Source organism: Pseudomonas sp. H2_D02 (genome assembly GCF_054677635.1).
The window spans coordinates 771,855-795,825 of the sequence record NZ_CP162816.1 but is presented as its reverse complement, the minus strand read 5'-3'; the positions used below and the strand labels follow the sequence as shown (position 1 = coordinate 795,825).

Below are 23,971 nucleotides of genomic sequence, written 5' to 3'. Positions count from 1 at the left end.
ATACAAGGGTTCGTTTCGTCGCATGCACCACAACTGTGCAGACGGGCGTCGCACTGATAGGTATAGTGCCGCCCCTCTTCGCATGAGTGGTCGTCGTCAACGAGGCCTCAACAACATGCGAAAACCGAACTAATAACAAACCCGCGAAGTGGACCGGGACGAAGCATCCCCAATCTGTCGAGCCGCGCGCCGACCGATGTAACACGATGTTTCCAAATGGCCATCATTGCTTAAACAAAAAACAGCGAGGAATACTCATGCTCGAAGTCATCAACGACTTCCTCTCAGGGAAAGTGCTGATCGCGCTCATTGTCGGGCTCGGTGGCTACTTCACGATCCGCTCGCGTTTCGTCCAGTTCCGTCATTTCTTCCACATGTTCACGGTATTCCGTGACAGCCTGAAAAGCAGCACTGACCAGCTCAGCTCGTTCCAGGCCCTGATGCTCAGCCTGGCCGGCCGTGTCGGCGCGGGCAACATTGCCGGTGTCGGCATTGCCGTGACCCTCGGCGGTCCGGGTGCGGTGTTCTGGATGTGGGTGACCGCGCTGGTCGGCATGTCCAGCAGCTTCTTCGAATGCTCCCTCGGCCAGCTCTACAAGCGCTGCGACTCCGAAGGCCAGTTCCGTGGCGGCCCGTCCTATTACATCCAGCACGGCCTGCAGAAACGCTGGTTGGGCATGATCATGGCGTTCCTGCTGCTGATCACCTTCGGCTTCGCCTTCAACGGCCTGCAAGCCCACGCCGTGACCCACTCCCTGAACAACGCCTTCGGCCTCGACACCACTTACACCGGCCTGGGCCTGGCGGTGTTGCTGGGCCTGGTGTTCATTGGCGGGATCAAGCGTATCGCCAAGGTTGCCGACCTGCTGGTACCGGTCAAGACCCTGGCGTACATCGGCGTGACCCTCTACGTGATCGTGCTGCAGTTCGAACACGTACCGGGCATGCTGGCGACCATCGTCAAGAGCGCCTTTGGCCTGGACCAGGCTTTTGGTGGCCTGATCGGCAGCGCCATCGTCATGGGCGTCAAGCGTGGCGTATTCGCCAACGAAGCCGGCCTGGGCAGCGCGCCTAACGTCGCCGCTGTCGCGTCGGTCGAGCACCCGGTGGCACAAGGTGTGGTCCAGGCGTTCAGCGTGTTCCTGGACACCTTCGTGATCTGCACCTGCACCGCGTTGCTGATCCTGCTGTCGGGCTTCTACACCCCGGGCTTCGAAGGCGACGGCATTGCCCTGACCCAGAACTCCCTGGCGGCCGTGGTCGGTGACTGGGGCCGGGTGTTCATCTCCGTAGCCTTGTCGTTGTTCGTGTTCACCTCGATCCTCTACAACTACTATCTGGGTGAGAACAACCTGCGCTTCATGCTCGGCGAAAACCGCAAGGCGCTGATGGCGTATCGCACCCTGGTCCTGGCGCTGATTTTCTGGGGCGCCATCGAGAACCTGGGTACCGTGTTCGCGTTCGCCGACATCACCATGACCCTGCTGGCGTTCGTGAACCTGATCGCGCTGTTCCTGCTGTTCAAGGTCGGCATGCGCATCCTGCGCGATTACGACGACCAGCGTGCGGCCGGTATCAAGGTTCCGGTCTTTGACTCGAGCAAGTTCCCGGACCTGGACCTGGACCGCAACGCCTGGCCGGCCACCCCGTCGGCACCGGTTGCCAAGCCTGAAAACGCCCAGGCGGGCGCGGCCGCAGCGCAACGCTGAGCGGCAGGCTGATCGTAAAAAACCGGGCGCATCCCCTGCGCCCGGCGTGACACAGCACGAGGTCGGCGTCATGCTCGGCCTCATGTTGTGACGGCTAACCCAAGCGGCCGTTTTCATCCTCGGAGAACAATCCATGAATTCCTCGACCTACCCTGCCGCCCAGCACGTCATGGTGCTCTACACCGGCGGCACCATCGGCATGCAAGCCAGCGCCAGCGGCCTGGCCCCGGCCTCCGGCTTCGAAGCGCGGATGCGCGACTACCTGCACAGCCAGCCTGAGCTGGTAGTACCGCAGTGGCGCTTCCGGGAGATGTCGCCGCTGATCGACAGCGCCAACATGACCCCGGCCTACTGGCAGCAACTGCGCGAAGCGGTGGTCGACGCCGTGGACGTGCAAGGCTGCGACAGCGTGCTGATCCTGCATGGCACCGACACCCTGGCCTACAGCGCCGCCGCCATGAGCTTCCAGTTACTGGGCCTGCACGCGCGGGTCTGCTTCACCGGTTCGATGCTGCCCGTCGGCGTGACTGACAGCGACGCCTGGGAAAACCTCAGCGCCGCGCTGGTCGCCCTCGGCCAAGGCCTGGCGCCGGGCGTACACCTTTATTTCCATGGTGAACTGCTGGCGCCGACCCGTTGCGCGAAAGTGCGCAGCTTCGGTCGTCATCCGTTCAAGCGCCTAGAACGCCAGGGCGGCGGCATCAAGGCCACTGCCTTGCCAACGCAGTTGAATTACAACCAGCCGAAACACTTGGCGAACGTCGCCGCGCTGCCGCTGTTCCCCGGCATCGGTGCCGAAATCCTCGACGGCCTGCTGGGCAGCGGTATCCAGGGCCTGGTGCTGGAGTGCTACGGCAGCGGCACCGGGCCGAGCGACAATCCGGCGTTCCTCGCCAGCCTGGAGCGGGCGCGGGACAGCGGCGTGGTGGTGGTCGCGGTCACTCAGTGCCACGAAGGCGGCGTCGAGCTGGACGTGTACGAAGCCGGCAGCCGCTTGCGCGGCGTTGGTGTGTTGTCCGGCGGCGGCATGACCCGCGAAGCGGCGTTCGGCAAGTTGCAGGCGTTGATTGGCGCTGGATTGCCGGTGGATGAGGTTCGGCGGTTGGTAGAGTTGGATCTGTGTGGTGAGTTGATCTGACACCCTGCCAAACCCTGTGGGAGCGAGCTTGCTCGCGATAGCGGCGGCACAGTTGACATCTACTTCGACTGACACACCGTCATCGCGAGCAAGCTCGCTCCCACTAGGGTCCAGCGTTCGCGTCGCGAAACTGGGCCGGCATATAACTTGCTCCATCTCCCGTCTCCCCAGGCTGGAAACGGACCATGCTGCATTCCCACCTCACCACGCTCAACGCCGTCTCCCTGGTGCTCGACGCCTTCAAGCACGACGGCCTGCCCCGTGATGCATTGCTGGCCGGCAGCGGCATCAGCACGGCGGATCTGAGCCGGGCCGACACGCGCATCACCACCAACCAGGAAATGCAGGTCTGTGCCAACGCCGTCGCCCTCAAGCGGGATATCGGCCTGGAGCTGGGCCGCAACATGCACGTTTCGTCCTACGGCATGCTCGGCTATGCCCTGCTCACCAGTGCCACCTTAGGTGACGCTTTGCGCCTGGCGCTGCGCTATCCGGCGCTGTTGGGAACACTCTTCGAACTGGCCTTGGACGATGACGGCGAGCACATCTGGCTCAGCGCCAGCGACTATCGGGAAAACCCGGCCCTGGCGGTATTCAACGCCGAGTTCTGCATGGTCTCGCTGAAGGTGATCTGCAACGACCTACTCGGTCACCCGCTGCCCTTGCGCGCGGCGCGCTTCGAACATTCGGCGCCGGATTACCAGGCGCGCTACGCCAACCTGTTCGATTGCCCGGTGCGCTTCGACAGCGTCGACAACGCCTTCGCCTTCGATCGTCATTGGCTGGAACAACCCCTGCCGCTGGCCGACCCCATCACCCATCACGCCATGGCCGAACGCTGCCGCCGGCAGAACACCGAATTCACCGGCCGCCAGGCCTGGCTGGGGCGCATCCGCCAACTGCTCGTCGCGCAACTCGATGCCGCCCCGGGCCTGGAGGGCCTGGCCGAACAAATGAACTGCTCGGCACGCACCCTGCGCCGGCATTTGAAGGATCTGGGTTGCAGCTATCAGGAACTGCTCGATGAACTGCGCTTCGAGCGGGCCAAGCAAATGCTCTGCGAGGATCAACTGCCGATCTATCGGATTGCCGAAATGCTTGGCTTCAGTGAAACGGCGAGCTTTCGCCATGCCTTCGTACGCTGGAGCGGCGTGGCACCGAGTCGGTTCAGGGCGTGAATCACCTCCCGCTTGGGCAACACCGCCCCTGTGGCGAGGGGATTTATCCCCGCTGGGCTGCGCAGCAGCCCCTAAAGTAGCCACTCTATCGGCCCGACACACCAGGTTGTCCTGTTTTGGGGCCGCTTCGCGCCCCAGCGGGGATAAATCCCCTCACCACAGTTGTAAGGCGCGTCTGACAGATTGCTCAGCCCCTTCCGCCAAGCCACGCATCCTTGCGCCTTTGCCTACAACTACGCCAGAATCCGCCGGCTTGTGCGCCTTGCACCCGGGCTCTATCGTTTCCCTGTCGCTGACACCAGCGAATAGGCTTGGCGGCCTGGTTTCGAAAGGCGCAACAATACCCCTCAGCGTTATTGCGATGCTTCTGGCATTGGCATTCGTTATGACGGGTTGCGCAAGGATCCCCTCGGGGATACCGGGTTCCTTTCGTTCCGGGCCGCCAACCTTGCGTAATCCGTCACCCCAACTGCTTGGCGGCAGCCGGTGACGGTTCCTCATATGAAAGGAGCTTCACTATGTTCAAGATCACACCAAACCCTCCAGAAGCAGATCCCAACTCTCCTTACCTGGACGGCCTAAACGCCAAAAAACTCGAAGAAGCCGCTACCCGCGCATTGGACTTTTATCTAAAGCCCAAACCAACAAAACCCAAAGAAACCATCAAGCCCGGCCAGCTATTCACCGTCGTAAAAGATCTCGACAACGAATGCCTGCTGGCCAACCTCAGCGAAACCCTGGCTTCAGCCGATGCGATGGTCAACGAACTGGCGTTCGATCTGGAAGGCTCCAACCGCCACGTCCTCCTCGGCATCCAACAACTGATCGAGCTGAGCTCGCTGCTGGCGAACCGGGTGTTGGATAACGTCGATCCTCGATAACCGCGGCATCACCTGTGGTGAGGGGATTTATCCCCGCTGGGGCGCGAAGCGGCCCTAAAATGCAGACGACGCGGTGGGTCAGGCAGATTGGGTTGGCTGGTTAGGGGCTGCTGCGCAGCCCAGCGGGGATAAATCCCCTCGCCACGGGATTTTTGGGAGCCGTAGACTTACGCCCCGAACCAGCGCACACCCGCGCCAACAAGGGGCGATTTACGGTCAAATCTTTTGGCCATTTAGATCCCCTTTTGGCCTTTCCTGCCGTTCTCCGAAACGCTGTACGCCGCAAGACTGTGTTGCAGCGAATCAGCCCTGCGGAGAACAAGAATGCTGACGATCTACTCCGACGATCACCACCTGCATCATGGACGCTGCGAATTGATGGACGGGCAACTGATGCCCTGTTTCGAGATGCCGTCCCGGGCCGACCATGTGCTGGAGCGGGTCAAGGCTCGGGCGTTGGGGCCGGTGGAGGCGCCGAAGGATTTTGGCCTGGCGCCGATCCAGCGTATCCACAGCGCGGCGTACCTGGACTTCTTCAAAGGCGCGTGGGCGCGCTGGACCGAGTTCAACCGCGACGGCGACCTGCTGCCCTACACCTGGCCGGCCCGAACCCTGCGCACGGTGATCCCGACCAGCCTGCACGGCCAACTCGGCTACTACAGTTTTGACGGCGGTGCGCCGATCACCGCCGGCACTTGGCAAGCGGCGTATAGCGCTGCCCAGGTCGCCCTCACCGCCCAGGCCGAAGTCCAGCGTGGCGCGCGCAGTGCCTTTGCGCTGTGCCGTCCGCCGGGACATCACGCCGCCAGCGATTTGATGGGCGGTTATTGTTACCTCAACAACGCCGCCATCGCTGCCCAGGCTTTCCTCGATCAAGGCCATGAAAAGGTCGCCATCCTCGACGTGGATTACCACCACGGCAACGGCACCCAATCGATTTTCTACGAGCGCAGCGACGTGCTGTTCGCCTCGATCCACGGCCATCCGGAGGCGGAGTTTCCGTTCTTCCTGGGCTACGAAGATGAGCGCGGCGAAGGCGCCGGCGCGGGTTTCAACTTCAACTACCCTTTGCCGGCCGGCTCAGGTTGGGACACCTGGAGCGCCGTCCTGGAGCAAGCCTGCGGCGAAGTCCAACGCTACGACGCCGACGTCATCGTCGTGTCCTTGGGCGTGGACACATTCAAGGACGATCCGATCTCGCAATTCAAGCTCGACAGCCCGGACTACGTGGCGATGGGCAAGCGCATCGCCGCCCTCGGCAAGCCGACGCTGTTCGTGATGGAAGGCGGCTACGCGGTGGCAGAAATCGGCATCAATGCCGTGAACGTCCTTGAAGGTTTCCAAAGCGCCCAATGAGGAACAACAGCATGAACAGACTCAAGCATCTGATGGCCCCGGCCCTGTGCGCCGCGCTGCTTTGCGGCGCTGTCCAGGCCGAGGAGCGCACGCTGCGCGTCTACAACTGGTTCGACTACATCACGCCCAAGGCCCTGGACGATTTCAAGGCGCAGAACAGCCAGGTCAAGCTGATCTACGACATCTTCGACACCAACGAGGCGCTGGAGGCCAAGCTGCTGACGGGCAACGCCGGCTATGACGTGGTGGTACCGTCCAACGTGTTCCTGGCCAAGCAGATCGAAGCCGGAGTGTTCCAGCCCCTGGATCGCAGCAAGCTGCCGAACTGGAACCACCTCGATCCCAAGCTGATGAAGCTGATCGAAGCCAACGACCCCGGCAATAAATTCGCCGTGCCCTACATGTACGGCACCATCCTGATCGGCTTCAACCCGGACAAGGTCAAGGCTGCCCTGGGCGGCAACGCGCCGGTGGATAGTTGGGACCTGATCTTCAAGGAAGAGAACATCAGCAAGCTCAAGCAGTGCGGCGTGGCCTTGCTCGATTCACCGTCGGAGATCCTGCCCCTGGCCTTGCAGCACCTCGGCCTGGACCCCAACAGCAAGAAGCCGGCGGACTACGCCAAGGCCGAAGCGCTGCTGCTGAAGATCCGGCCCTACATCACCTATTTCCACTCGTCCAAATACATGGCCGACATCGCCAATGGCGACATCTGCGTGGCCGTCGGTTATTCCGGCAGCTTTTCCCAGGCGGCCAACCGCGCCAAGGAAGCCAAGAATGGCGTGACGGTGGACATGCGACTGCCCAAGGAAGGCGCACCGATCTGGTTTGACATGCTCGCGATTCCCAAGGGTGCGAAGAACCCGGACGATGCCTACACCTTCATCAATTACCTGTTGCAACCGCAGGTGATCGCGCCAGTCAGCGATTTCGTCGGCTACCCGAACCCGAACAAGGACGCCACGGAAATGGTCGACCCGGCGATCCGCGCCAACCCCAACCTTTATCCAACTGAAGCCGCCATGGCCTCGCTGTACACGCTGCAACCGTTGCCCAGGGATGCCGAGCGCGCACGCACACGGGCCTGGACGCGTATCAAGTCCGGCCAGTGATCACGCAGTCGATGGCCTCGGACGGGCTGCAATGTGGCGCGACAACCTATACATAGTTACCACCTTCCCCGCTCCCTCCCTCTCTAGCATGAAAAAACCGAAGCGTTCGGCTTCGGTTTTTTCATTATTTCGAGAGAGGACATTCAAATGGCACCCGACTCTACCGATACAGAATCTGCGTCCGAAGCAAGCCTCAGGGGCGCGCTGTTCAACCAATTGCTCGCGGGCCCCACCTCAGCGGAAGTGGCCGCCGTACTCCTACGGGACGCACTCAAGCAACTTTATCCGGACTTGGATCTCGACCCCTACACAACCGTCGTCGGCGAGCCGGCCTGGGAGATTGTCGGCAGCGAGATCATTGCGCGCCCCACTCTTTATGAGTCGCTCAGCGATATGCTGGCCGCGCAGATGGAGCAGGGGCAGGGCCAGCCGACTTTGTTGATCGAAGGGCTGCATTTCCTGACGCAACTGCCCATCACCACGCCCGAAGTGCATTTGCCGGTGCGTATCGACCAGGTTGGGCGATTGATAAATGAATTGGCGCCCGCGATGGTGCCAGCCCGCCAGGAACAACAACTGGCGTACTGGAACATTCCGTTTGGCAATTACGGTCCACGCTGGCACCAACTCTCCCTGACGTTGCGCAAACTCTGGGACGTCAAGCAGGTCGACGGCTGGACAGTGGCTGAATGCGACATGGCCAGGCAACTTTACCTTCACCCTGATCGACAGGACCGAAAGGATGCGTACGACAGCCACGCCTATCTGATCGAAATCGACGCGATCGCCGATAACCAGAAAAGCCACGTGAGCGATAACTCGCTGGTGGTGCTGATTGGCACAATTGATAAAAAAGAGGTCATCCTTGCCCACTCGCTGCTCAGCGGCTACCAGAAGTACGAATCTCGTGAAGCGTTGGGGAAGTCGCTTTTGGCCAATCTGAGCAGCTTGTTGCGCCCTAACGTATTGCAATGGCGGCTTTATGAACCCGGTGGCAATGTTTTTGACAGCAAGGCCTGCGGAATCATCACCACACAGGTCAAGGTTCTCGGCCTCCTCAATATCGAGCAAGAACAGATCCTCGCAGAGAACGAACCTCCCGCCGCAGGCCTGACCCACGGGCCCGGCGAGGACTGGTTCCGCCAACAGATACCCGAGTGGCTGCAAGTCGCGCAGGTAGCCGACCAGGTTCTGTTCGCTCAGTACATGAAGAGCCTGTCGGCGCTGAGTAATTCCCACGCCGGTAAAACCTACCTGGACGGTATTGCGTCTATCAAGAACTATGCGTCGAATGCACTCAAGACGCAGATGCAAGCCGAGCACGCCGACGCCTCGACATGGGTCCCTGAAAATATTGAGATCGAAATAAAAAGTCCCGTCGTATGGGGCTCCTTCGTTGTGCCCTTCCAGCTGGATACCACGCGGTTCAATCTCGTCGAGTTGGCCTTGCAGAACCTGATTGCCGTCCCATCGGGCAATAAAACCATTCGCGCCATCGACGGTACGGAGTTGCCGAGTTGGATGACGGTGGCCTACGTTGAAAATCTCATCACCAAAATCGATATCGGTCGCGTCTATCCCGAGCTGATCAAGCACAAATTGCTCGATGATCCGGCAGAGTCGACCCTGCGCGAGAGCTTGTACATTTCACAGCTACGCATCCAGCTGCCCATGATCGCGCTGGAAGGCAAGCTTCGTGGGCAAGGCGATATAGATGATCGCGGTTGTCGTTATGTCGCGGCGCTGATGGAGCCTTTGGAGACCGATCGCAAGGTTGATGGACAACCTATCGTGCTGCGCAAATTAGCCTTTGTACCCGAGCTGCAACTGGGTGTATCAGAGGACATCGTTGCCAATATGTTCGTGATCGGCACGCAAACAGCGAGTGCCGGACCTTGCCTGCTTTATCGCCCCTTGCTCGAACCGCAACTGCTCCAGTTTCCCTCGTTCAGCAACCTGCTGTACGCCATCAAGCAAAACGCTGACTTGCGCCAATCGGTACTGGCGTGGCTGCCCGATGGGGTGCGGGATAACTACAGCCGATACGTTTTCCCCAACACCATGCCCTCGCCCTGGGCCGTTGTTGATTTTGTGGCGAATCCACTGATGTCTCTGGCCAACAGCGGCCCCGTGACACTCAGCGACGACGCCCTGGGAGACGATTTCATGTCGCTGTTGTTCAAGGCCAACGCTAACGCGCTGGTCACACTCGCCGACCGTCAGTCCGTCTCCAACAGCGAAAGCCGCTGGGAGTCATTCAAGCAAGCGGGCTGGCTGATTTTCAACCTGGCGTTGCCCTACCTTGGCACGACGGCGAACACCACGATCTGGCTCTGGCAGATATTGAACGACCTGGAACAACTCACGCAAAACGACGGGGCAACCCAAGGCCAGGCCAAATGGGAAACCTTCGTCGACTTGTTGCTCAACGTGGCATTGGGCGTCATCAACATTGCCATAGATCGCACCAAGACAAGCAGACGTAGCCGTCCGACCGATGCTCCGGAAGTCGTCCCGGCGAAAACCCAGCCAGGGCCCAAACCCGAACCGGTCATCAAGGCGCTCACGCCGCTCATCCAAACTGAGCTGCCACAAGAGCACTACGACGATGTCCATACCAGCGGCGCCCTGATGGGTAAAGCCGGGAAGGACGCCACGCTTCTTGGCAGCTTCAGTGTCAATGCTCCCGACGTTACCCAGCCCGAGCGCGAAGGCGCACTCAAGGGGCTCTATCAGAAAGAAGAGAAGTGGTACGCGAACATCGCCGACAAATGGTTCGAGGTCAGCATAGCGGGCGAACAAGTCAACATCATCGAGGGAGAACGCTCCGGTCCTCCCCTGACCCGGAATGCGCACGGCCAATGGCACGTCGACAGCCGCCTGCGTTTACGTGGCAGTGGTTCCAAAGGCGCCAGGCAAAAGGTCGTTGTCAACGCACAACGTCGCAGCATTCAGTTACTGGCTGAACTCAGGACATTTGAACAACAGAAACCGTTGAACGAACGAATGCTGACGATGGAGGCTAAAGCCATGGCGCTGGCCTCGCCCGCCGACAGAGAAACCCAGGCCAATACCTACCTGGCGACTCTGCGAGAGCAGCGAGAAAACTATGAAAAAGCACTGAAGGCGTTAGTTGAGTGGCCAGTCTTCCAGTCAAGACCCGATTACCCTCGGATCAGCATTGGCTACCTGGGGGCGCAGATAAATTTCACCTTCGCAGAGATCGACCTGCTGAAAGAGCGTTTTACCCCCGTCATGGCCAAGGCACAGGGCATGATCACGTCTTTGGTCAGGACGTCGGAGCAGCAACACATCGACGCTGCCAATAGCATGATCAGCATCGGCGACCAGATGATCGAGCGCCTGGATTACCTCGAGACTCGATTTACCCGGCTCAAGCAACTGGGCTTCGGTGGCTTTGAGTTGGTCCGTGAGCATCGTAAAAAACTGCCCGTTTATACCAGCGACGATCTACGGCTTATCCAGCTGGATATGTATCGACACCTCTGCCTCTCCGTTGAAAGCGTCGCGACGATGCCCGAAGGTTGGGCAGAAATAAACCGCTTGGTCGACAACGCTACAGTGGCCTTCCAAAGCCTGCGTGACGCGATCGATGAGCGAAGCGCGATTCGTCTGGATGAAAAAGTCGACGCACTGGGCAGCCTGACGGAACAATTCGCGGCCATCCAGGAACACCTCGACTACATGCAACGCGAATATCAAGACAGCAGTGTTCCCCTGCAACTCACGCGACTGCGACGAAGGATAAGCGATTCAAAAAAACTGGCGCTGCGTAACTTGGCACAGGCTCTCGATGAACGAAGCAGCCAAAGACGGTCTGGCCGTCCTTATGAGCAGCGTCCACGCTCCAGGAAAAAATTCATCAGGACGCGCTTCTGGGGCTTTGTCAGCGGAGAGCCTCGCCTATCCAGCTCGCGCGAAGAAACAGGCTGGCTCGACGTGAGAAATCCGTTCTCGGATGAAATCATCGCTACCTTTCATCACAAGGAAAACGGTGAGTGGGTGCCCCACGTGCTGCCCTCTATTCCTGCGACAATCCCAGCGTTGGCAGCGAGCGTTCAAAAAGGTAAAGCCCTGATCGACGGACTGGCTGCCTTCAAGAAGCAAATCAAAACCTATACACAAGACCCCCACCGCACGCCTGCCGGTATCGCCATGCTCATGAATGCGCATGCAAGCCGAATGGAAACCGTCGGCGTGGCGATCAGAAAGGCATTGGACCTGGCAGAAAGTGTCGTCACGAACGAAACGGTAGAACTTCCACAGGAAGAGCAGCGCACGGCTGAAGCCTTGCGATTACAGCTCAAGAAGGAATCGAAGACGCTGTACGCGGAGGAATTCGAAACCGTACTGAGCATAATCAAACAGAGCCCGCCCACCATGAGTGGCGTTGTCTGGCTCAACGACCGAAACCGGATTCGAATCAGCAAGCGGACTAACCGAGAACGCATCAGAACCCCGTTCAAGGGCTACCTCGACCGATACGAAATCAAGGACAAGGGAACCGGTAAAACGCTCTGGTTCGCGGACTTTCATTATTCACAGTATTGGGTGTCTGATCGGGCATTTCTCTCAGCGCGCCTGAGAACGGCGGAGCAGGTCAATTCAGGAGCCATCGAAGTCTCTACGAGAGGATTCAGCCAACGGCAATTGATTGATCACTACCGCAGCGAAATCGCCGTGGACCAGGCCCAGCAGGTGTTCTTTCCAAAAGTACGCTCATAGCCGGGCCTGCGGTCGGCACCGTGCGGCAGGCCCTCATGTTTCCCAGACCTTTGCCAGGCTCGCCAACGCGGTGCCGATCGCCGCAGGCGGGACCGCGGCAAACCCCAGCACCAGGCCGGCTCGCACGGGTGAAGGTGTGGCGGGTAGCCAATAATCGCTCAGGCCATTGATCTCGACCCCTACGCTTGCCGCTTGAGCGATCAGCTCGTGTTCACGTTCGACAGTGTCCACAGGCACTGTGACGTGCAACCCTGCGACGACCGTGGGCAGGGTGCCGACACCCGCCACAGCCTTTGGCCAACCCGCGAACAACGCATCTCGCCGAGCCAGGGCGGCCCTGCGCATGCGCCGGATGTGCCGCTGGAAATGGCCGGCAGCCATGAACTGCGCCATGACTGCCTGGGTACTGACTTCCGAGTGACGCACGTCCACGGCGCGTCGGCGGGCGAATGCATTGACCAAGCCAGGCGGCAACACCAGGTACCCCAGTCGCAACGCCGGAAAGGCGACCTTGCCGAACGTACCGACGTAGAGCACCCGGCCCTGGCTATCGAGCGCAGCCAAGGGCGCCAACGGCGCGCCGCTGTAACGATATTCACCGTCATAGTCGTCTTCGACGATCCAGCCATCGTTGCGTTCAGCCCAGGCCAGGAGTTCCAGTCGCCTTGCCAGGCTCATGACAACCCCGGTTGGATACTGATGGGACGGTGTCACGTAAGCGAGCCGACAATGCGCCAACGTACCGAGCACCGTGCAGTCCAAACCCTCGCTATCTACCGGAACGCCCTTCACATCGGCACCCGCTACCGAAAACGCATGCCCTGCCGCGCGATAACCCGGATTTTCCACCGCGACGATGTCCCCTGGATCCACCAATAGCTGTGCACAAAGGCTAATGCCTTGCTGCGCACCGCTGGTGATCACAATTTGCTCAGCCGTACAGTGCAAACCCCGAGAGCTGCGCAGGTAAGCTGCGATCAGCCCGCGCAGACGTGCGTCCCCTTGTGAATCGCCATAGCAGAGTTGTTCCAGATCCGGTTTGCGCCAGAAAGCCGCATTCAGCTTGGCCCAGACGTCGAATGGAAACAGATCGAAGGCCGGCACACCGACCCGAAACGCCCGCGGCGGCCCACCGGATGGCTGCGCCAGATAATGCTCTTCGACACGGTTCAGTGCATTGCTACGGGCGATTTTACTGGATGAACCCACAGGTAAATCGAGCCAATCTGTGGATAAGCTTGGGGATAACCCTGTGGGAATCTCTGTGGATAGTTTTGTGGATATGTTTTTCAGCGGCAGCATGGCTGAAGACAGTTGTGCCACGTAAGTACCGTCGCCGATGCGTCCGTCAATGAAACCCTCGGCGTAGAGCTGGTCGTATGCCCGCACCACACTGTTGCGCGAGATCGACAAAGCCGCAGCCAAATCACGGCTGGCCGGCAGCCGCGTGCCGCTCGCCAGGCGCCCGTCCAGCACACGGGCACGTAACGCCTGGTAGAGCTGACGGCTGAGCCCTTGGCGGCGGTCCAGTTCGATCCCGGCAGGGTTGAAGGACAATGGCGGCACAACGTTCTTCACGACAAGTCTCACGGAAACAGTACGGTATCGCTTATAACACGTCGAAGGGCTGGCGATAGCGCATCAACCGTTCTGCTTTTTATACTGCCAGGCCCAGCCCGGTATCTGCTTATAACGAGACACGGACATTACGAAACTCAACCAATTATGCTCTGTGCGATTATTTGACAGTTCGAACAGGTACAGCTGATTCCGCACTTGCAGCGAAATCGACTCATCTCTAAGTAGACGAGTAGCTATGTGGTCCGCGCGGCGCGCATCCAATACAAGGCTCATGACTAACGCCTCTGTGAAATCAGCCTCGGAACTCAGCGAGTTCGTCTGCAAAAGGGTGTTCTCTATATTGGCATTGGTATAGTTGGGGCTTATCAATTCCGCCCAAACTCCTTGGGCCTGCTCAGGTGAAAAATTTTTCTTGAGCTTATCGAACAAGTCCAGGGAGCGGAGCAGAATTTTTATCCTGGTATTCATTGGATACTCCCCAGGATTGCTGAATAAATTGACGATTTCTGACATGCCCACTTTTTCCGACGACGGCTTTAGAAATTTATAAAAACTTACTATTTCTTTAGAGTTATTGACGATTTTCCTTGCATTAAACTGATCAAGCAGATGAGTCCAACTGATGTCTATGTTTCCGGTTTCCAGCAGCTCATACAGACGCGAAGTTGAATATTTAGCAATAGAATTCAGCTTGACCAGATTGATGTCTGGATGACTTATCCACCTTGCAAAAACCTGCACGGACAGGCGCCCACCCAGATGGCGTGAAATGACGGGAGAGCCCAGAAGAATATCGGCGCGTTCCAATAGGGATGGCCTGCTACGAAGCGTAGATCGAAGCAAACCAATCGTTCGTCTGACCTGCTCTTCATACCTATAGATATTCATGAGTTTAGGAATATCTGTAACAACTTCGCCTGTATTTGTTCTCAGCCTACCTGCCAGTTCCTGCAATTGATGTTCATACACAAATTCTGCACTACCCATATGCTCCAAGAGCTCAAACACCCCCATTCCCCCATGTGTATTTTCGTCATAGAACACATAACCTCCTGGGTTTCGAGGGTAAAACCTGCGTAAATCTCCGACGTTAACGCCGTACTCAAGCAGCAGGTGCATTAAATCTGCATTCACTTCAAAAAAAGTGTCTTTGAGTATTGAGCTTAGCGTCCCGTCACTGCCCCGGGCCCGTAGAACGTTGTAGACCAAGTACTGAATGGATTTTATTTGTTCAGGCGTATAGGGGGCACGCAACGGCGCCAACCCGGAACTAGGCCGCACCTGAATCAGGTCGGCAATTTCTTTCAATACAAGGTGCTGCTTGGCGGTAGGGGCAAGCGATAAGCCAGGTCTTCCCAAGTATGACCTGAGCGGGAGGAACAACTCGTCCGACCGGGGCTTATCGGATAAAGCTTTCTTCAGGACCTCTAGCGCCTCTTTGCCAAGTATTCCCTCGAGTGTTGACTCCACTTGTGCCAGCGGTTGCGTCTCCTTGCCCAATAACCTTTCAAGCGGAAACTCAAGTGAAGCCAATGGTTGCCGAGTCTCCATGAAACTGAAAAGCTGCCGGTTCCGGCGGATATACCTGCCAGCCGCTACACGCAATCCCCGCATCGAGAAGACATTGCCATCCCCGAATGTATTCAACCCCAAGGCAACGGCCGTGAAGAAACAATCGCCATCGGCCGGTATTCTCACTGGCGGGGCATTGTTGGTCTGGAGCAGATCATAATGGTTGCCGCCAGTGCGTCTCAAGACGACATCCGTGCGTGGATTGGGGGGACTGTTCAGCAGATAGACAGGAGCTTCTCCTGGCCCAAACCGCATCGTGGAGGCTTCCCTTTCTGGGCGCTCATCAATAATGACCAATGCCCGGTTTTGGGGCCAACCTGGCAGATTGGGAATGAATTCAGGAACCAGATCCATCGCCGGATTATCCCATTCGCCAGATCTCTCTACCAAATCGGCCATTTCCTCGATTGACTGGGGAAACGCCTCCTGGTCTGGAAACTGTATTGGGGCAGACCCCGCGTGTGAAGGGCCCGGTTGGGGAGATGGGCTCCTCAAGCGTTTCCCGCCGCCTCCCCCCAAGCCAAATCCCACGGCGCGCCATTCGCCATCAGGCATTCGCGCAATGGTGCTTCGCATTACGCCACTGGAACGTATGCTCAAGCCGGTCTCGGGGTCGACTAGGGTGGCCTCGGTTGCATTCAACTTCGTATTGTCGTGGACCCGTAGCACCGTCCCGTCCGGCTGCCGCACATACACGGGGCGAGCAGTCACGATACCCGTGCTTACATTTTGTACGGTTGCGCGATAAAACCCTCCGGCATCCGGCACGACTCCTCTTATTACCGATCCGTCATTCGCGAAGAAACGGCTATATATGGCTCGCTCCAAAAGCAGCCCGCCTGTTTTTCCAGGCGACCTCAGGCGGGAAAGCACGTCCTTAAGAAATGATCGATTTCGTGACAGCCCCACCATGCCGCCGACAGGGCGCCGTGCAACACCGACCGCAGTCAGGTATCTGACAATACCCCAATGCAGAGGAATACGACCGGTCTTGCTCACCACCAGGAACAATCTTAAAAAACCGAGGAAAAAAGCAAAGGTCGACGCGATGTCGATGACTGCTTCCAACGCCGCCATCGTAAGCGTGACGATGGTTTGATAGCGTATTTCCCGGTTGCTGTTGGAGCGATGGTTCGCATAGGCATTCAGGAATCTGATATGAGCGGCATAAAGCGCTTCGGGAAGATTTCCGTCGATTAACGAACCGCGGATCAAGGGTCGGCCCCCTTGCAGCCCCAACGTTCGCCTCAGCTCATCAGGATTGTTTGTCGCGATGCGAGAAGAAAAATAGTCCTGCCAAATTTCAAGTTTCAGGAGTTGTGCGATGCCGTCGCCAAGGTCGGGGAATTCGTAAAAATCATGCTCTCCAGGACTGTCCGGAAAATAAACGCCAACAGGTCCTTGAATATCCGCACCCTCTTGGTCTGAGAAGATCAACACTCCGTCAATGCTGGTTGAATTGCTCATCCTGCCAGGATGATTTCCCATGGCAGTGGTACCACCGAGCAACAGACCGTGGACATGGACTTTTCGTCCTTGGACCTGCCCACGCTCCTGTGCAGTCGATGATGACAGGACGGCGTTCAACCAAAGCGGAATTACCTTCTCGAGTTTTGCGGACTTGGTGCCCTGAACGATAACCATGGACTTGAATACTTGGTCACCGTTGAGCGTAGCTTCATACCCCTTGAAACTCATGTTGGCTTTGTAAGCAGACCACCAGGCTTCCTGATAGTCAGGTGCCCTCAACTTTCCCCTGAGGTACGCGTCATAGTTTTCGCCGATATCCAGGCTCGTGGCCATTTGGGCAAGCTCAGGTCCGCTCAAGACGATGAGACGACCGGTCACGGGGTGAAAGACAGGTCGCCCTTCTTCATCGGCAAGTTGAACAGGACATATTTCCCTCATCGCATTCGGGTAGGCGCTGGGGCGAATGTTGTCCAGCATCAGTTGCGTCAAACTGGCGACACGGGAATCCTTCACATTACAGGCTGCCCCTTGGAACAGCGTGATCAATGTTCGATCTGGGTCGGGATCGATGTCCACATGCAAGAGCGTTCGAAGGTAAGCATTTATTTTTTCGCGGGTGAATTCCATGAGCGACTGGATGCGCTTGCTCGGCAGCTTTCTCATCAGCCTCCGACGCTTCACTCTCCAGATGCCGATAGGTTCTTTTCTGCGCAACCGATGCGACGGTGTAGGCCTCGGGTCGACTATTCCTGAACAACGTGTTGATACGGGCCAGCAAGGGACCATCGAGTTCCAACATCGGCAATTGCAGCGCGGCTTCGGTAGCTGCAGCGAACACTTTCAAATCAAAACGCGCTTTTTCCGGAGCCTTCAGAACCGATTCCAACGCGGTGTATTGAAGCCGTAGCAACTCTTTTGCCGCATCTTCGAAAACCGGCGCGATGAGCTCGAAGTCGATATGAGCTATTTTCCGCTCTTGCCCTTCGTGGAAAGGATTGACCGTGTCCACCAGTTCTTGAAAATCGTCGAATTTCTGTATTCCACCCTCCAGGGAATAAAGAAACATAGCCTCTGTATCGGTCCGCTTAATCACCACCGCAGCAGGCCACTTTTGGGCTGCCTGGTCCTTGATATCCAGCATGACCTTGTACACCCGCGGCACGCCCTGCTTGTTCATCAACCGTTCCCGACCCGCTTTGGAGGGGTGGGTGATGATGATTTCAAGCAGACGATCTTCGGCATGCTGCAAAATCCGAGCAGCATCACTGAGTCGGACAGAGGGGTCGCGGTCAGCTTTGTATAAATCGAACAGATATGAGAATCGTTGGGAAAGCCTGAGGGCGAGTTCTTCTTCTGTTGTAAAAACGTCTGGACGATCAAGCGCTCCTTGAATTTCTTTAAAACGAAAGCCGACGAAATCATCGAGGAACTGGCGCGCGACACGATCGTGGGTCGTAGGATTGGCGATATCAAATGCTGACGCCATGGCTTGCACGATGCTTTCATCTATCGGGTCGACGAACACGCTATCGATTTCTTGCACCGTATCGGGCCTGGTAAAAAAGCCGACGTTCTCCACGGCAAAGTCGGGAGGCTCGTGATTTAACAAACTCTCCCAGAGCACTTCGCTGAAGGTGCTGGACGACACAAGCGAGCGGTGTCCCCGTGAGTCCGTGGAGAAACGATTTACATACCAATGACCGGGATCGACGTCCTGCAGCACTGGCCCTCGGAACTTGCCGGGATCAATTGTCTCCAGCATCAACCCCACCACCACATGGCTGAGCACCGAGTCGAACGTGGGCAGGCCGGCGAAAAGACGCGCCAGATCGGCCTTATGGGCATAGAGGCGCTTCAATTGTTTGCGTTGAACTTCCTCACGGAGACTGCCCGGGCTCTCTTGGCTCCCCACCTCAGTATCGACGACCTGATTTTGCCCGCTGTATTGCGGGGGAACGCCTGTTTGCAGTTTCGTCAGCACGCTGTGCGAAAGCCTTAGCCCATCCACTCGAAGCAGAGAAAAGTCCAGGCTCATGCGGTTTCTGTAGGGATAAATCACCCAACTCTCGCATCGGGCAAAGGTGGTGGGGCTGGGAATCGGCTTGCTTTGATAGGCCTCAAGAAAACCTTGTGTGACAGCAGCGCGCAAGGGAACCCACGCGGTGCTGTCTTCAACAGCTCTGCCGGCCGCTTTGATCTCTTGATAAAACACTCGAACCTGCGCATCACCTTGCAATCCCAACGCAAGTAGCCACGGATCCACAAAGTCATGGGGCTTGAATGGATTGCCATCGGGCAGCCCATTGAGGGGGCTGAGGGGAGGAAGTTCGGGTTGCGGCGACGCGGTTGATCCATCTTTGGGGAACGTAGGCATAAAAAGGTCCGGCGTTGATTGACGAACCAGAACCCTACGGTGTCGTTAAACCCGTCAGCGCATACATATATATATTCAGGCGGATTGAGTTTTAGAAATTGTAAGTGGATCGGCCTATGTAAATATTCCCACAGCAGACAGCGAGGAAGATAAGCGGGGACCCCATCCGCTTTTCATATCCCGTAACGAATGGACCTATGAAATTGGCTGTAAGTGGCTCTTAACACAGACCAATAGCCTGCCTAGGATGCTCGCATTCGCCAAGGAAAACTTATCATGTACAACCCCAAGGGCTTTGCTGTCGAAGATCTGCCTCAACTGCACCAGATGATGGGTGATTGCCGCCTGGCGATAATGATCACTCAGGGCGAGCAGGGCTTGCAGGCCAGTCATCTACCGCTACTGTTGGACCCACGACAAGGCCCGAATGGGAGCCTTTATGGGCACATGGCTCGGGCCAATCCGCAATGGCGCGACCTGGAAGCGGGCGCCAACGCCCTGGTGATTTTCCCCGGCGCCGATGCCTACGTCAGCCCGAGTTTCTACCCCAGCAAAATCGAACACGGCAAGGTGGTGCCGACCTGGAACTACCTGGCCGTGCACGCCTACGGCACCGCCGAGGTGTTCAGCGACGCTGATCGCCTGCGCAACCTGGTGGGCGCGCTCACCGATCGCCACGAGATCGGCCGGGCCCAGCCCTGGAAAATTGACGATGCTCCGGCCGAATACATCGACAGCATGCTCAAGGCAATCGTCGGTTTTGCCCTGCCGATCCAGCGTCTGGAGGGCAAACGCAAGCTCAGTCAGAACCGCAGCCCGGTAGATGTCGCCGGGGTACGCAACGGGCTCGCTGCCAGCCCTGATCCGCAGGACCGGGCCCTCGCCCACCTGATACCTGAACAATTGTCCAAGGAGTGACCATGAGCCAACTCGACATCCGCCGCGTCAGCGCCGACGATCACGCTGCCTGGCTGCCGTTGTGGCAAGCCTACCTGCGCTTCTACAACACCGAATTACCGGACGCGGTGAGCCAAAGCACCTGGCAACGCTTGCTCGATGACAGCGAACCGACCCATGCTGCCCTGGCCTGGAATGGCGACACGGCGGTGGGCCTGGTGCACTTCATCTACCATCGTTCGAACTGGAGCATCGAGAATTCCTGCTACCTGCAAGACCTGCTGGTAGCGGAACAAACCCGTGGCACCGGTGTGGGTCGCCAGCTCATCGAGTTCGTCTACAGCACCGCCAAGGCCGACGGCTGCTGCAAGGTGCACTGGTTGACCCACGAAACCAACGCCACGGCGATCCAGCTGTACGAGCGCATCGCCGAACGCCCTGGCTACATTCAATTTCGCAAAGCCCTTTAAGGAGTGCCCGATGTCTTCACTCGCTGATTGGAAAGGTGTCCCGGCGCCGTCCGCGCAGTTGCTCGAAGGGCGTTTCATCCGCCTGGAAAAACTCGATCCGGCGCGCCATGCCGATGGCCTGTGGCAAGCCCTGGAAGGCCCCGGAGCCGACCCGAAACTCTGGGATTATTTACCCTATGGCCCGTTCCAGGATCGCGGCGCGTTCGATGCCTGGCTGAACAACCATGCGGCCAACGTCGACCCGTATTTCTTCAGTGTGATTGACCGTGCCAGCGGCGAGGTGCAGGGCATTCTCAGCCTGATGTCCATCGTGCCCGCCCAAGGGCGCATCGAGATCGGCCATGTGACCTTCGGCGCGCCGATGCAGCGCTCGCCGAAAAGCACCGAGGCGGTTTATCTGCTGGCCAAGGAATCTTTCGCTCTGGGTTATCGTCGCCTGGAATGGAAGTGCAACAACGCCAACGCCCGTTCCAGATACGCCGCCGAGCGGCTGGGGTTCACGTTCGAGGGCGTGTTCCGCCAGCACATGGTGGTCAAGGGGCAGAACCGCGACACGGCCTGGTATTCGATGCTGGATTCGGAATGGCCAGCCATCGGCGCAGGATTCGAGCGCTGGCTGAGCGAAGAGAATCAGCGCGAGGATGGGCAAGTGCGCAGCTTGGTGGAATGCCGGTTGTAGACCAGCGCCTTACCCGGTGGCGAGGAGCTCGCGCCCACCGGGTTCCCTGGCAGCGCCTGTACGCGTGCCCTCCACCCGAGCCGACCCGGTCACTCAGACCAACTGCTGCGCCAACACCGCAATATGCTCTGGGCCGATACCACAGCAACCACCCAGATGGCTGGCTCCGCGCTTGCGCCAGTCAGCCGCCCACTGCAGATAGCCCGGCGGGTCGAGGTCTTCGCGCAATGGGTCCAGCCCATCATTGGCCGTCGCTTCCTTGGGCTGCGGGGGGAAAGCATTGGCATAGGCGCCGATGTGGATGTTCACGCCCAACCGCTCGAAGGTTTCTCGCGCCGCGTCGATCGCCGCACCGATCACTTCCGGTTGGCTGCAGTTGAACAGCAGCACCTCGACGCCCAGCTCCGCCGCGACCGCCGCCGCGTCTGCCACCGGCTCGCCAGAACGCAGGCGCGGTACTTCATCGGTGTCTTCGTCTTTCAGGGTAAACGACAGCCAGAACGGCTTGCCGTCCTTCGGCAACCCGGCGTGAATCGCCCGTGCTTCGACAGTGGAGCTCTGGGTCTCGGCCAGCCACAAGTCGACGTGGGGCGCCAGGCCGGCGACCAATGGCGCAAGTAATTCGGCGGCGCGGGAGGCGTCGAACAGATCCGGCCGATAGGAACCGAACAACGGCGGCAGCGACCCCGCTACCCGCACCGCTTTGCCTGAAGCCTCAACTGCCCGCTTCGCCAACTCGCCGGCCAGCGCCGCCAAGGCCTGGCCTTCGGCGGCGAAACGCGCCTCACCGATATGGAACGGCACCACGGCATAGCTGTTGCTGGTAATGACATTGGCGCCGCTGGCGATATAAGCCGCATGCACGGCCTCCACGGCCTGGGGCGCTTCGCTCAAGGCCAGCGCCGACCACTCGGGCTGTCGGAACGGCGCGCCACGGCGTTGCAGTTCACGGCCCATGCCGCCATCGAGAATGACTGTTGCTGCGCCCATATGCGATTCACTCATAAGCTTATGAAAAATACTCACTACCGGAGTTGTTCTTATAACTATTTAATACGCACCATTCAGAGAACTACAACTTATTTTTCTAACAGGGCCTTCATATGAAATTACAACCGTTGCTGGCCCTGGGCCTGACGCTGCTGGCCGCCTCTTCGCAAGCGTTCGCCGGAGCCACACTGGATCGCATCGAACAGAAAAAAGAGCTGGTGGGCGTGCTGATGGAAAGCTATCCGCCCTTCTCGTTCCTCAACGATCAGAACCAGCTCGACGGTTTCGACGTGGACGTCGCCAAGGCCGTGGCACAGAAACTGGGTGTGAAACTGCGTCTGGAAACGCCGTCCTGGGACGTGATCGCGGCCGGCCACTGGAGCGGGCGCTACGACATCTGCATCTGTTCCATGACGCCGAGCAAGGCCCGCGCCGAAGTGTTTGATTTCCCGGTGCAGTACTACGCGTCGCCCGCGGTCATCGTGGTCAATGCCAAGGACGACCGTATCCACGGCGCCAAGGACTTGAGCGGCAAGAAAGTCGGCTTGACCAGCGCCTCCAGCTACGAGAGCTACCTGAACAAGAACCTGGTGATCGAAGGCGCCGAGGATACCCAACTGAGCTACCCGTTCGAAGACGTGCAGATCGCCCCGTACGACACCGACAACGTGGCGTTCCAAGACCTGGGCCTTGGCGCCGGGGTACGCCTGGACGCGGTGCTGACCAACCTGGTGACCGCCCAGCCGCGCCTGACCGAGGACAAGCGCTTCAAGCTGGCCGGCCCGCCGCTCTACTCCGAACCGAACTCGGTGGCCATCGAGAAAGGTGATGCGCAGTGGGACAGCAAGGTGCGTGAAGTCTTTGCCCAGTTGAAACAGGACGGCACCTTGAGCAGACTCTCGCAGAAATGGATCGGCGCCGACATTACCCAATGACTTCTTTTCCACCCCCCCAGCCACCGCCTTCGGTGGCTGAATCACGCCTGCAAAAAATCTTCGGTTTTCGTACCCGACTGTACCTGACCTGGGCGGCGATGCTGGTGCTGTTCGCCAGTTTCTTCCTGAGCTTCGACCTGAAGTTCTCGATCATCCTCGACAAATTGCCGAACCTGCTGGGCGTACACCTGGCGCCCAATGGCTTTTTGCAGGGTGCGATGCTGACGTTGTTCCTGTGCCTGTGTTCGATCGTCGCTTCGTCCTTGCTGGGCTTCATCACAGCCCTGGCGCGGCTTTCCAGCAGTGCGGTGGCGTTCGGCATCGCCAGTTTCTACGCGTCGTTCTTTCGCGGCACGCCGCTGTTGATCCAGATCCTGCTGATCTACTTGGGCCTGCCGCAACTGGGCGTAGTCCCCGGCGCCATCGCCGCCGGAATCATCGCCCTATCGCTGAATTATGGCGCCTACCTGAGCGAGATCTTCCGCGCCGGCATCCTCGGCGTCCCCCATGGCCAACGCGAAGCGTCCCTTGCCCTGGGCCTGAGCGAAACCGTGATCTTCTGGCGCGTCACCCTGCCCCAGGCCATGCGCACCATCATCCCGCCGACCACCAACCAATTCATTTCCATGCTCAAGGATTCCTCGCTGATCTCGGTGATGGGGGTCTGGGAAGTGATGTTCTTGGCGCAGTCTTATGGTCGTTCCAGCTATCGGTATATCGAGATGCTGACGACAGCGGCGATTATTTATTGGCTGATGTCCATTGCACTGGAGCTGATTCAGGCGCGGATGGAGCGGCATTATGGGAAGGCTTATCTCAAGCGCAGCTGACGGCTGTGTATGAACATGCTGTAGGGAAAAGCCACAGTTCCCGCCAGCCATCG

Annotated in this window: 16 protein-coding genes; 12 read left to right on the top strand and 4 right to left on the bottom strand. The window is 58.5% G+C overall.

Features of this window, described 5'->3' with window-relative positions:
* Window positions 1-257: 257 nt before the first annotated feature.
* The 7 genes from AB4N42_RS03535 to AB4N42_RS03505 all read left to right on the top strand — a co-directional run bounded on the left by AB4N42_RS03535 (window position 258) and on the right by AB4N42_RS03505 (window position 12,120).
* Entirely contained in the window at window positions 258-1,709 is a 1,452-nt protein-coding gene (locus AB4N42_RS03535; RefSeq protein WP_198796182.1) for an alanine/glycine:cation symporter family protein, read from the top strand.
* A gap of 133 nt (window positions 1,710-1,842) precedes the next feature.
* Window positions 1,843-2,847 (top strand): asparaginase, encoded by a 1,005-nt coding sequence (locus AB4N42_RS03530; RefSeq protein WP_460115878.1) that lies wholly within the window; start codon window positions 1,843-1,845, stop codon window positions 2,845-2,847.
* Between the two features lie 185 nt (window positions 2,848-3,032).
* Window positions 3,033-4,025 carry an AraC family transcriptional regulator gene (locus tag AB4N42_RS03525; protein ID WP_198796180.1) on the top strand — a complete coding sequence of 331 codons (993 nt, stop codon included), beginning with the start codon at window positions 3,033-3,035 and terminating at the stop codon, window positions 4,023-4,025.
* Window positions 4,026-4,543: 518 nt separating this feature from the next.
* Window positions 4,544-4,906, top strand: coding sequence for a DUF6124 family protein (locus AB4N42_RS03520; protein ID WP_198796179.1), 363 nt, complete (start codon window positions 4,544-4,546; stop codon window positions 4,904-4,906).
* Window positions 4,907-5,230: 324 nt separating this feature from the next.
* Window positions 5,231-6,262: a histone deacetylase family protein gene (locus AB4N42_RS03515; RefSeq protein WP_431146921.1), complete on the top strand. Its 1,032-nt coding sequence runs from the start codon at window positions 5,231-5,233 to the stop codon at window positions 6,260-6,262.
* 11 nt (window positions 6,263-6,273) lie between these two features.
* On the top strand, window positions 6,274-7,374 hold the full coding sequence (locus AB4N42_RS03510) for a polyamine ABC transporter substrate-binding protein (protein ID WP_030139101.1): 1,101 nt from the start codon (window positions 6,274-6,276) through the stop codon (window positions 7,372-7,374).
* Window positions 7,375-7,521: 147 nt separating this feature from the next.
* Complete coding sequence (locus tag AB4N42_RS03505) at window positions 7,522-12,120, top strand: dermonecrotic toxin domain-containing protein (RefSeq protein WP_460115877.1); 4,599 nt, start codon at window positions 7,522-7,524, stop codon at window positions 12,118-12,120.
* Between the two features lie 33 nt (window positions 12,121-12,153).
* Here AB4N42_RS03505 and pdxR read toward each other — a convergent pair whose 3' ends face one another.
* The 3 genes from pdxR to AB4N42_RS03490 all read right to left on the bottom strand — a co-directional run bounded on the left by pdxR (window position 12,154) and on the right by AB4N42_RS03490 (window position 19,117).
* The gene (gene pdxR, locus AB4N42_RS03500; protein WP_198796175.1) at window positions 12,154-13,698 is read right to left on the bottom strand and encodes a MocR-like pyridoxine biosynthesis transcription factor PdxR; all 1,545 of its coding nucleotides are present in this window, start codon (window positions 13,696-13,698) and stop codon (window positions 12,154-12,156) included.
* 63 nt (window positions 13,699-13,761) lie between these two features.
* Window positions 13,762-17,370 carry a dermonecrotic toxin domain-containing protein gene (locus tag AB4N42_RS03495; protein WP_460116368.1) on the bottom strand — a complete coding sequence of 1,203 codons (3,609 nt, stop codon included), beginning with the start codon at window positions 17,368-17,370 and terminating at the stop codon, window positions 13,762-13,764.
* Window positions 17,258-19,117 (bottom strand): hypothetical protein, encoded by a 1,860-nt coding sequence (locus tag AB4N42_RS03490; RefSeq protein WP_460115876.1) that lies wholly within the window; start codon window positions 19,115-19,117, stop codon window positions 17,258-17,260. The genes AB4N42_RS03495 and AB4N42_RS03490 overlap by 113 nt, the downstream gene beginning before the upstream one ends.
* A gap of 276 nt (window positions 19,118-19,393) precedes the next feature.
* Between AB4N42_RS03490 and AB4N42_RS03485 the strand changes: the two genes are divergently transcribed.
* Genes AB4N42_RS03485 through AB4N42_RS03475 form a run of 3 tightly spaced genes read left to right on the top strand, consistent with a single transcriptional unit; the run spans window position 19,394 to window position 21,163 of the window.
* Window positions 19,394-20,035 (top strand): FMN-binding negative transcriptional regulator, encoded by a 642-nt coding sequence (locus tag AB4N42_RS03485; RefSeq protein WP_030139097.1) that lies wholly within the window; start codon window positions 19,394-19,396, stop codon window positions 20,033-20,035.
* Window positions 20,036-20,037: 2 nt separating this feature from the next.
* Window positions 20,038-20,484 carry a GNAT family N-acetyltransferase gene (locus AB4N42_RS03480; RefSeq protein ID WP_198796173.1) on the top strand — a complete coding sequence of 149 codons (447 nt, stop codon included), beginning with the start codon at window positions 20,038-20,040 and terminating at the stop codon, window positions 20,482-20,484.
* Window positions 20,485-20,494: 10 nt separating this feature from the next.
* Window positions 20,495-21,163, top strand: a complete 669-nt coding sequence (locus AB4N42_RS03475) for a GNAT family N-acetyltransferase (RefSeq protein ID WP_431146908.1) — start codon at window positions 20,495-20,497, stop codon at window positions 21,161-21,163.
* Window positions 21,164-21,256: 93 nt separating this feature from the next.
* Here AB4N42_RS03475 and AB4N42_RS03470 read toward each other — a convergent pair whose 3' ends face one another.
* Window positions 21,257-22,153 carry a homocysteine S-methyltransferase family protein gene (locus tag AB4N42_RS03470; RefSeq protein WP_030139094.1) on the bottom strand — a complete coding sequence of 299 codons (897 nt, stop codon included), beginning with the start codon at window positions 22,151-22,153 and terminating at the stop codon, window positions 21,257-21,259.
* Between the two features lie 113 nt (window positions 22,154-22,266).
* Here AB4N42_RS03470 and AB4N42_RS03465 point away from each other — a divergent pair, with 113 nt between their 5' ends.
* Both AB4N42_RS03465 and AB4N42_RS03460 read left to right on the top strand, forming a co-directional pair.
* Window positions 22,267-23,088, top strand: coding sequence for an ABC transporter substrate-binding protein (locus tag AB4N42_RS03465; protein WP_030139093.1), 822 nt, complete (start codon window positions 22,267-22,269; stop codon window positions 23,086-23,088).
* Window positions 23,085-23,918 carry an amino acid ABC transporter permease gene (locus AB4N42_RS03460; protein WP_030139092.1) on the top strand — a complete coding sequence of 278 codons (834 nt, stop codon included), beginning with the start codon at window positions 23,085-23,087 and terminating at the stop codon, window positions 23,916-23,918. Before AB4N42_RS03465 ends, AB4N42_RS03460 begins: the two co-directional genes overlap by 4 nt.
* The last annotated feature ends 53 nt before the right edge of the window (window positions 23,919-23,971 follow it).

Excerpts from the sequence above, each read along its gene's own strand:
- AB4N42_RS03470 (WP_030139094.1), bottom strand. The coding sequence starts at position 22,153 with ATGGGCGCAGCAACAGTCATTCTCGATGGCGGCATGGGCCGTGAACTG.
- AB4N42_RS03520 (WP_198796179.1), top strand. The coding sequence starts at position 4,544 with ATGTTCAAGATCACACCAAACCCTCCAGAAGCAGATCCCAACTCTCCT.
- AB4N42_RS03485 (WP_030139097.1), top strand. The coding sequence starts at position 19,394 with ATGTACAACCCCAAGGGCTTTGCTGTCGAAGATCTGCCTCAACTGCAC.
- AB4N42_RS03510 (WP_030139101.1), top strand. The coding sequence starts at position 6,274 with ATGAACAGACTCAAGCATCTGATGGCCCCGGCCCTGTGCGCCGCGCTG.
- AB4N42_RS03525 (WP_198796180.1), top strand. The coding sequence starts at position 3,033 with ATGCTGCATTCCCACCTCACCACGCTCAACGCCGTCTCCCTGGTGCTC.
- AB4N42_RS03495 (WP_460116368.1), bottom strand. The coding sequence starts at position 17,370 with ATGGAATTCACCCGCGAAAAAATAAATGCTTACCTTCGAACGCTCTTG.
- AB4N42_RS03460 (WP_030139092.1), top strand. The coding sequence starts at position 23,085 with ATGACTTCTTTTCCACCCCCCCAGCCACCGCCTTCGGTGGCTGAATCA.
- AB4N42_RS03530 (WP_460115878.1), top strand. The coding sequence starts at position 1,843 with ATGAATTCCTCGACCTACCCTGCCGCCCAGCACGTCATGGTGCTCTAC.
- AB4N42_RS03535 (WP_198796182.1), top strand. The coding sequence starts at position 258 with ATGCTCGAAGTCATCAACGACTTCCTCTCAGGGAAAGTGCTGATCGCG.
- AB4N42_RS03465 (WP_030139093.1), top strand. The coding sequence starts at position 22,267 with ATGAAATTACAACCGTTGCTGGCCCTGGGCCTGACGCTGCTGGCCGCC.
- AB4N42_RS03490 (WP_460115876.1), bottom strand. The coding sequence starts at position 19,117 with ATGCCTACGTTCCCCAAAGATGGATCAACCGCGTCGCCGCAACCCGAA.
- AB4N42_RS03515 (WP_431146921.1), top strand. The coding sequence starts at position 5,231 with ATGCTGACGATCTACTCCGACGATCACCACCTGCATCATGGACGCTGC.
- AB4N42_RS03505 (WP_460115877.1), top strand. The coding sequence starts at position 7,522 with ATGGCACCCGACTCTACCGATACAGAATCTGCGTCCGAAGCAAGCCTC.
- AB4N42_RS03480 (WP_198796173.1), top strand. The coding sequence starts at position 20,038 with ATGAGCCAACTCGACATCCGCCGCGTCAGCGCCGACGATCACGCTGCC.
- AB4N42_RS03475 (WP_431146908.1), top strand. The coding sequence starts at position 20,495 with ATGTCTTCACTCGCTGATTGGAAAGGTGTCCCGGCGCCGTCCGCGCAG.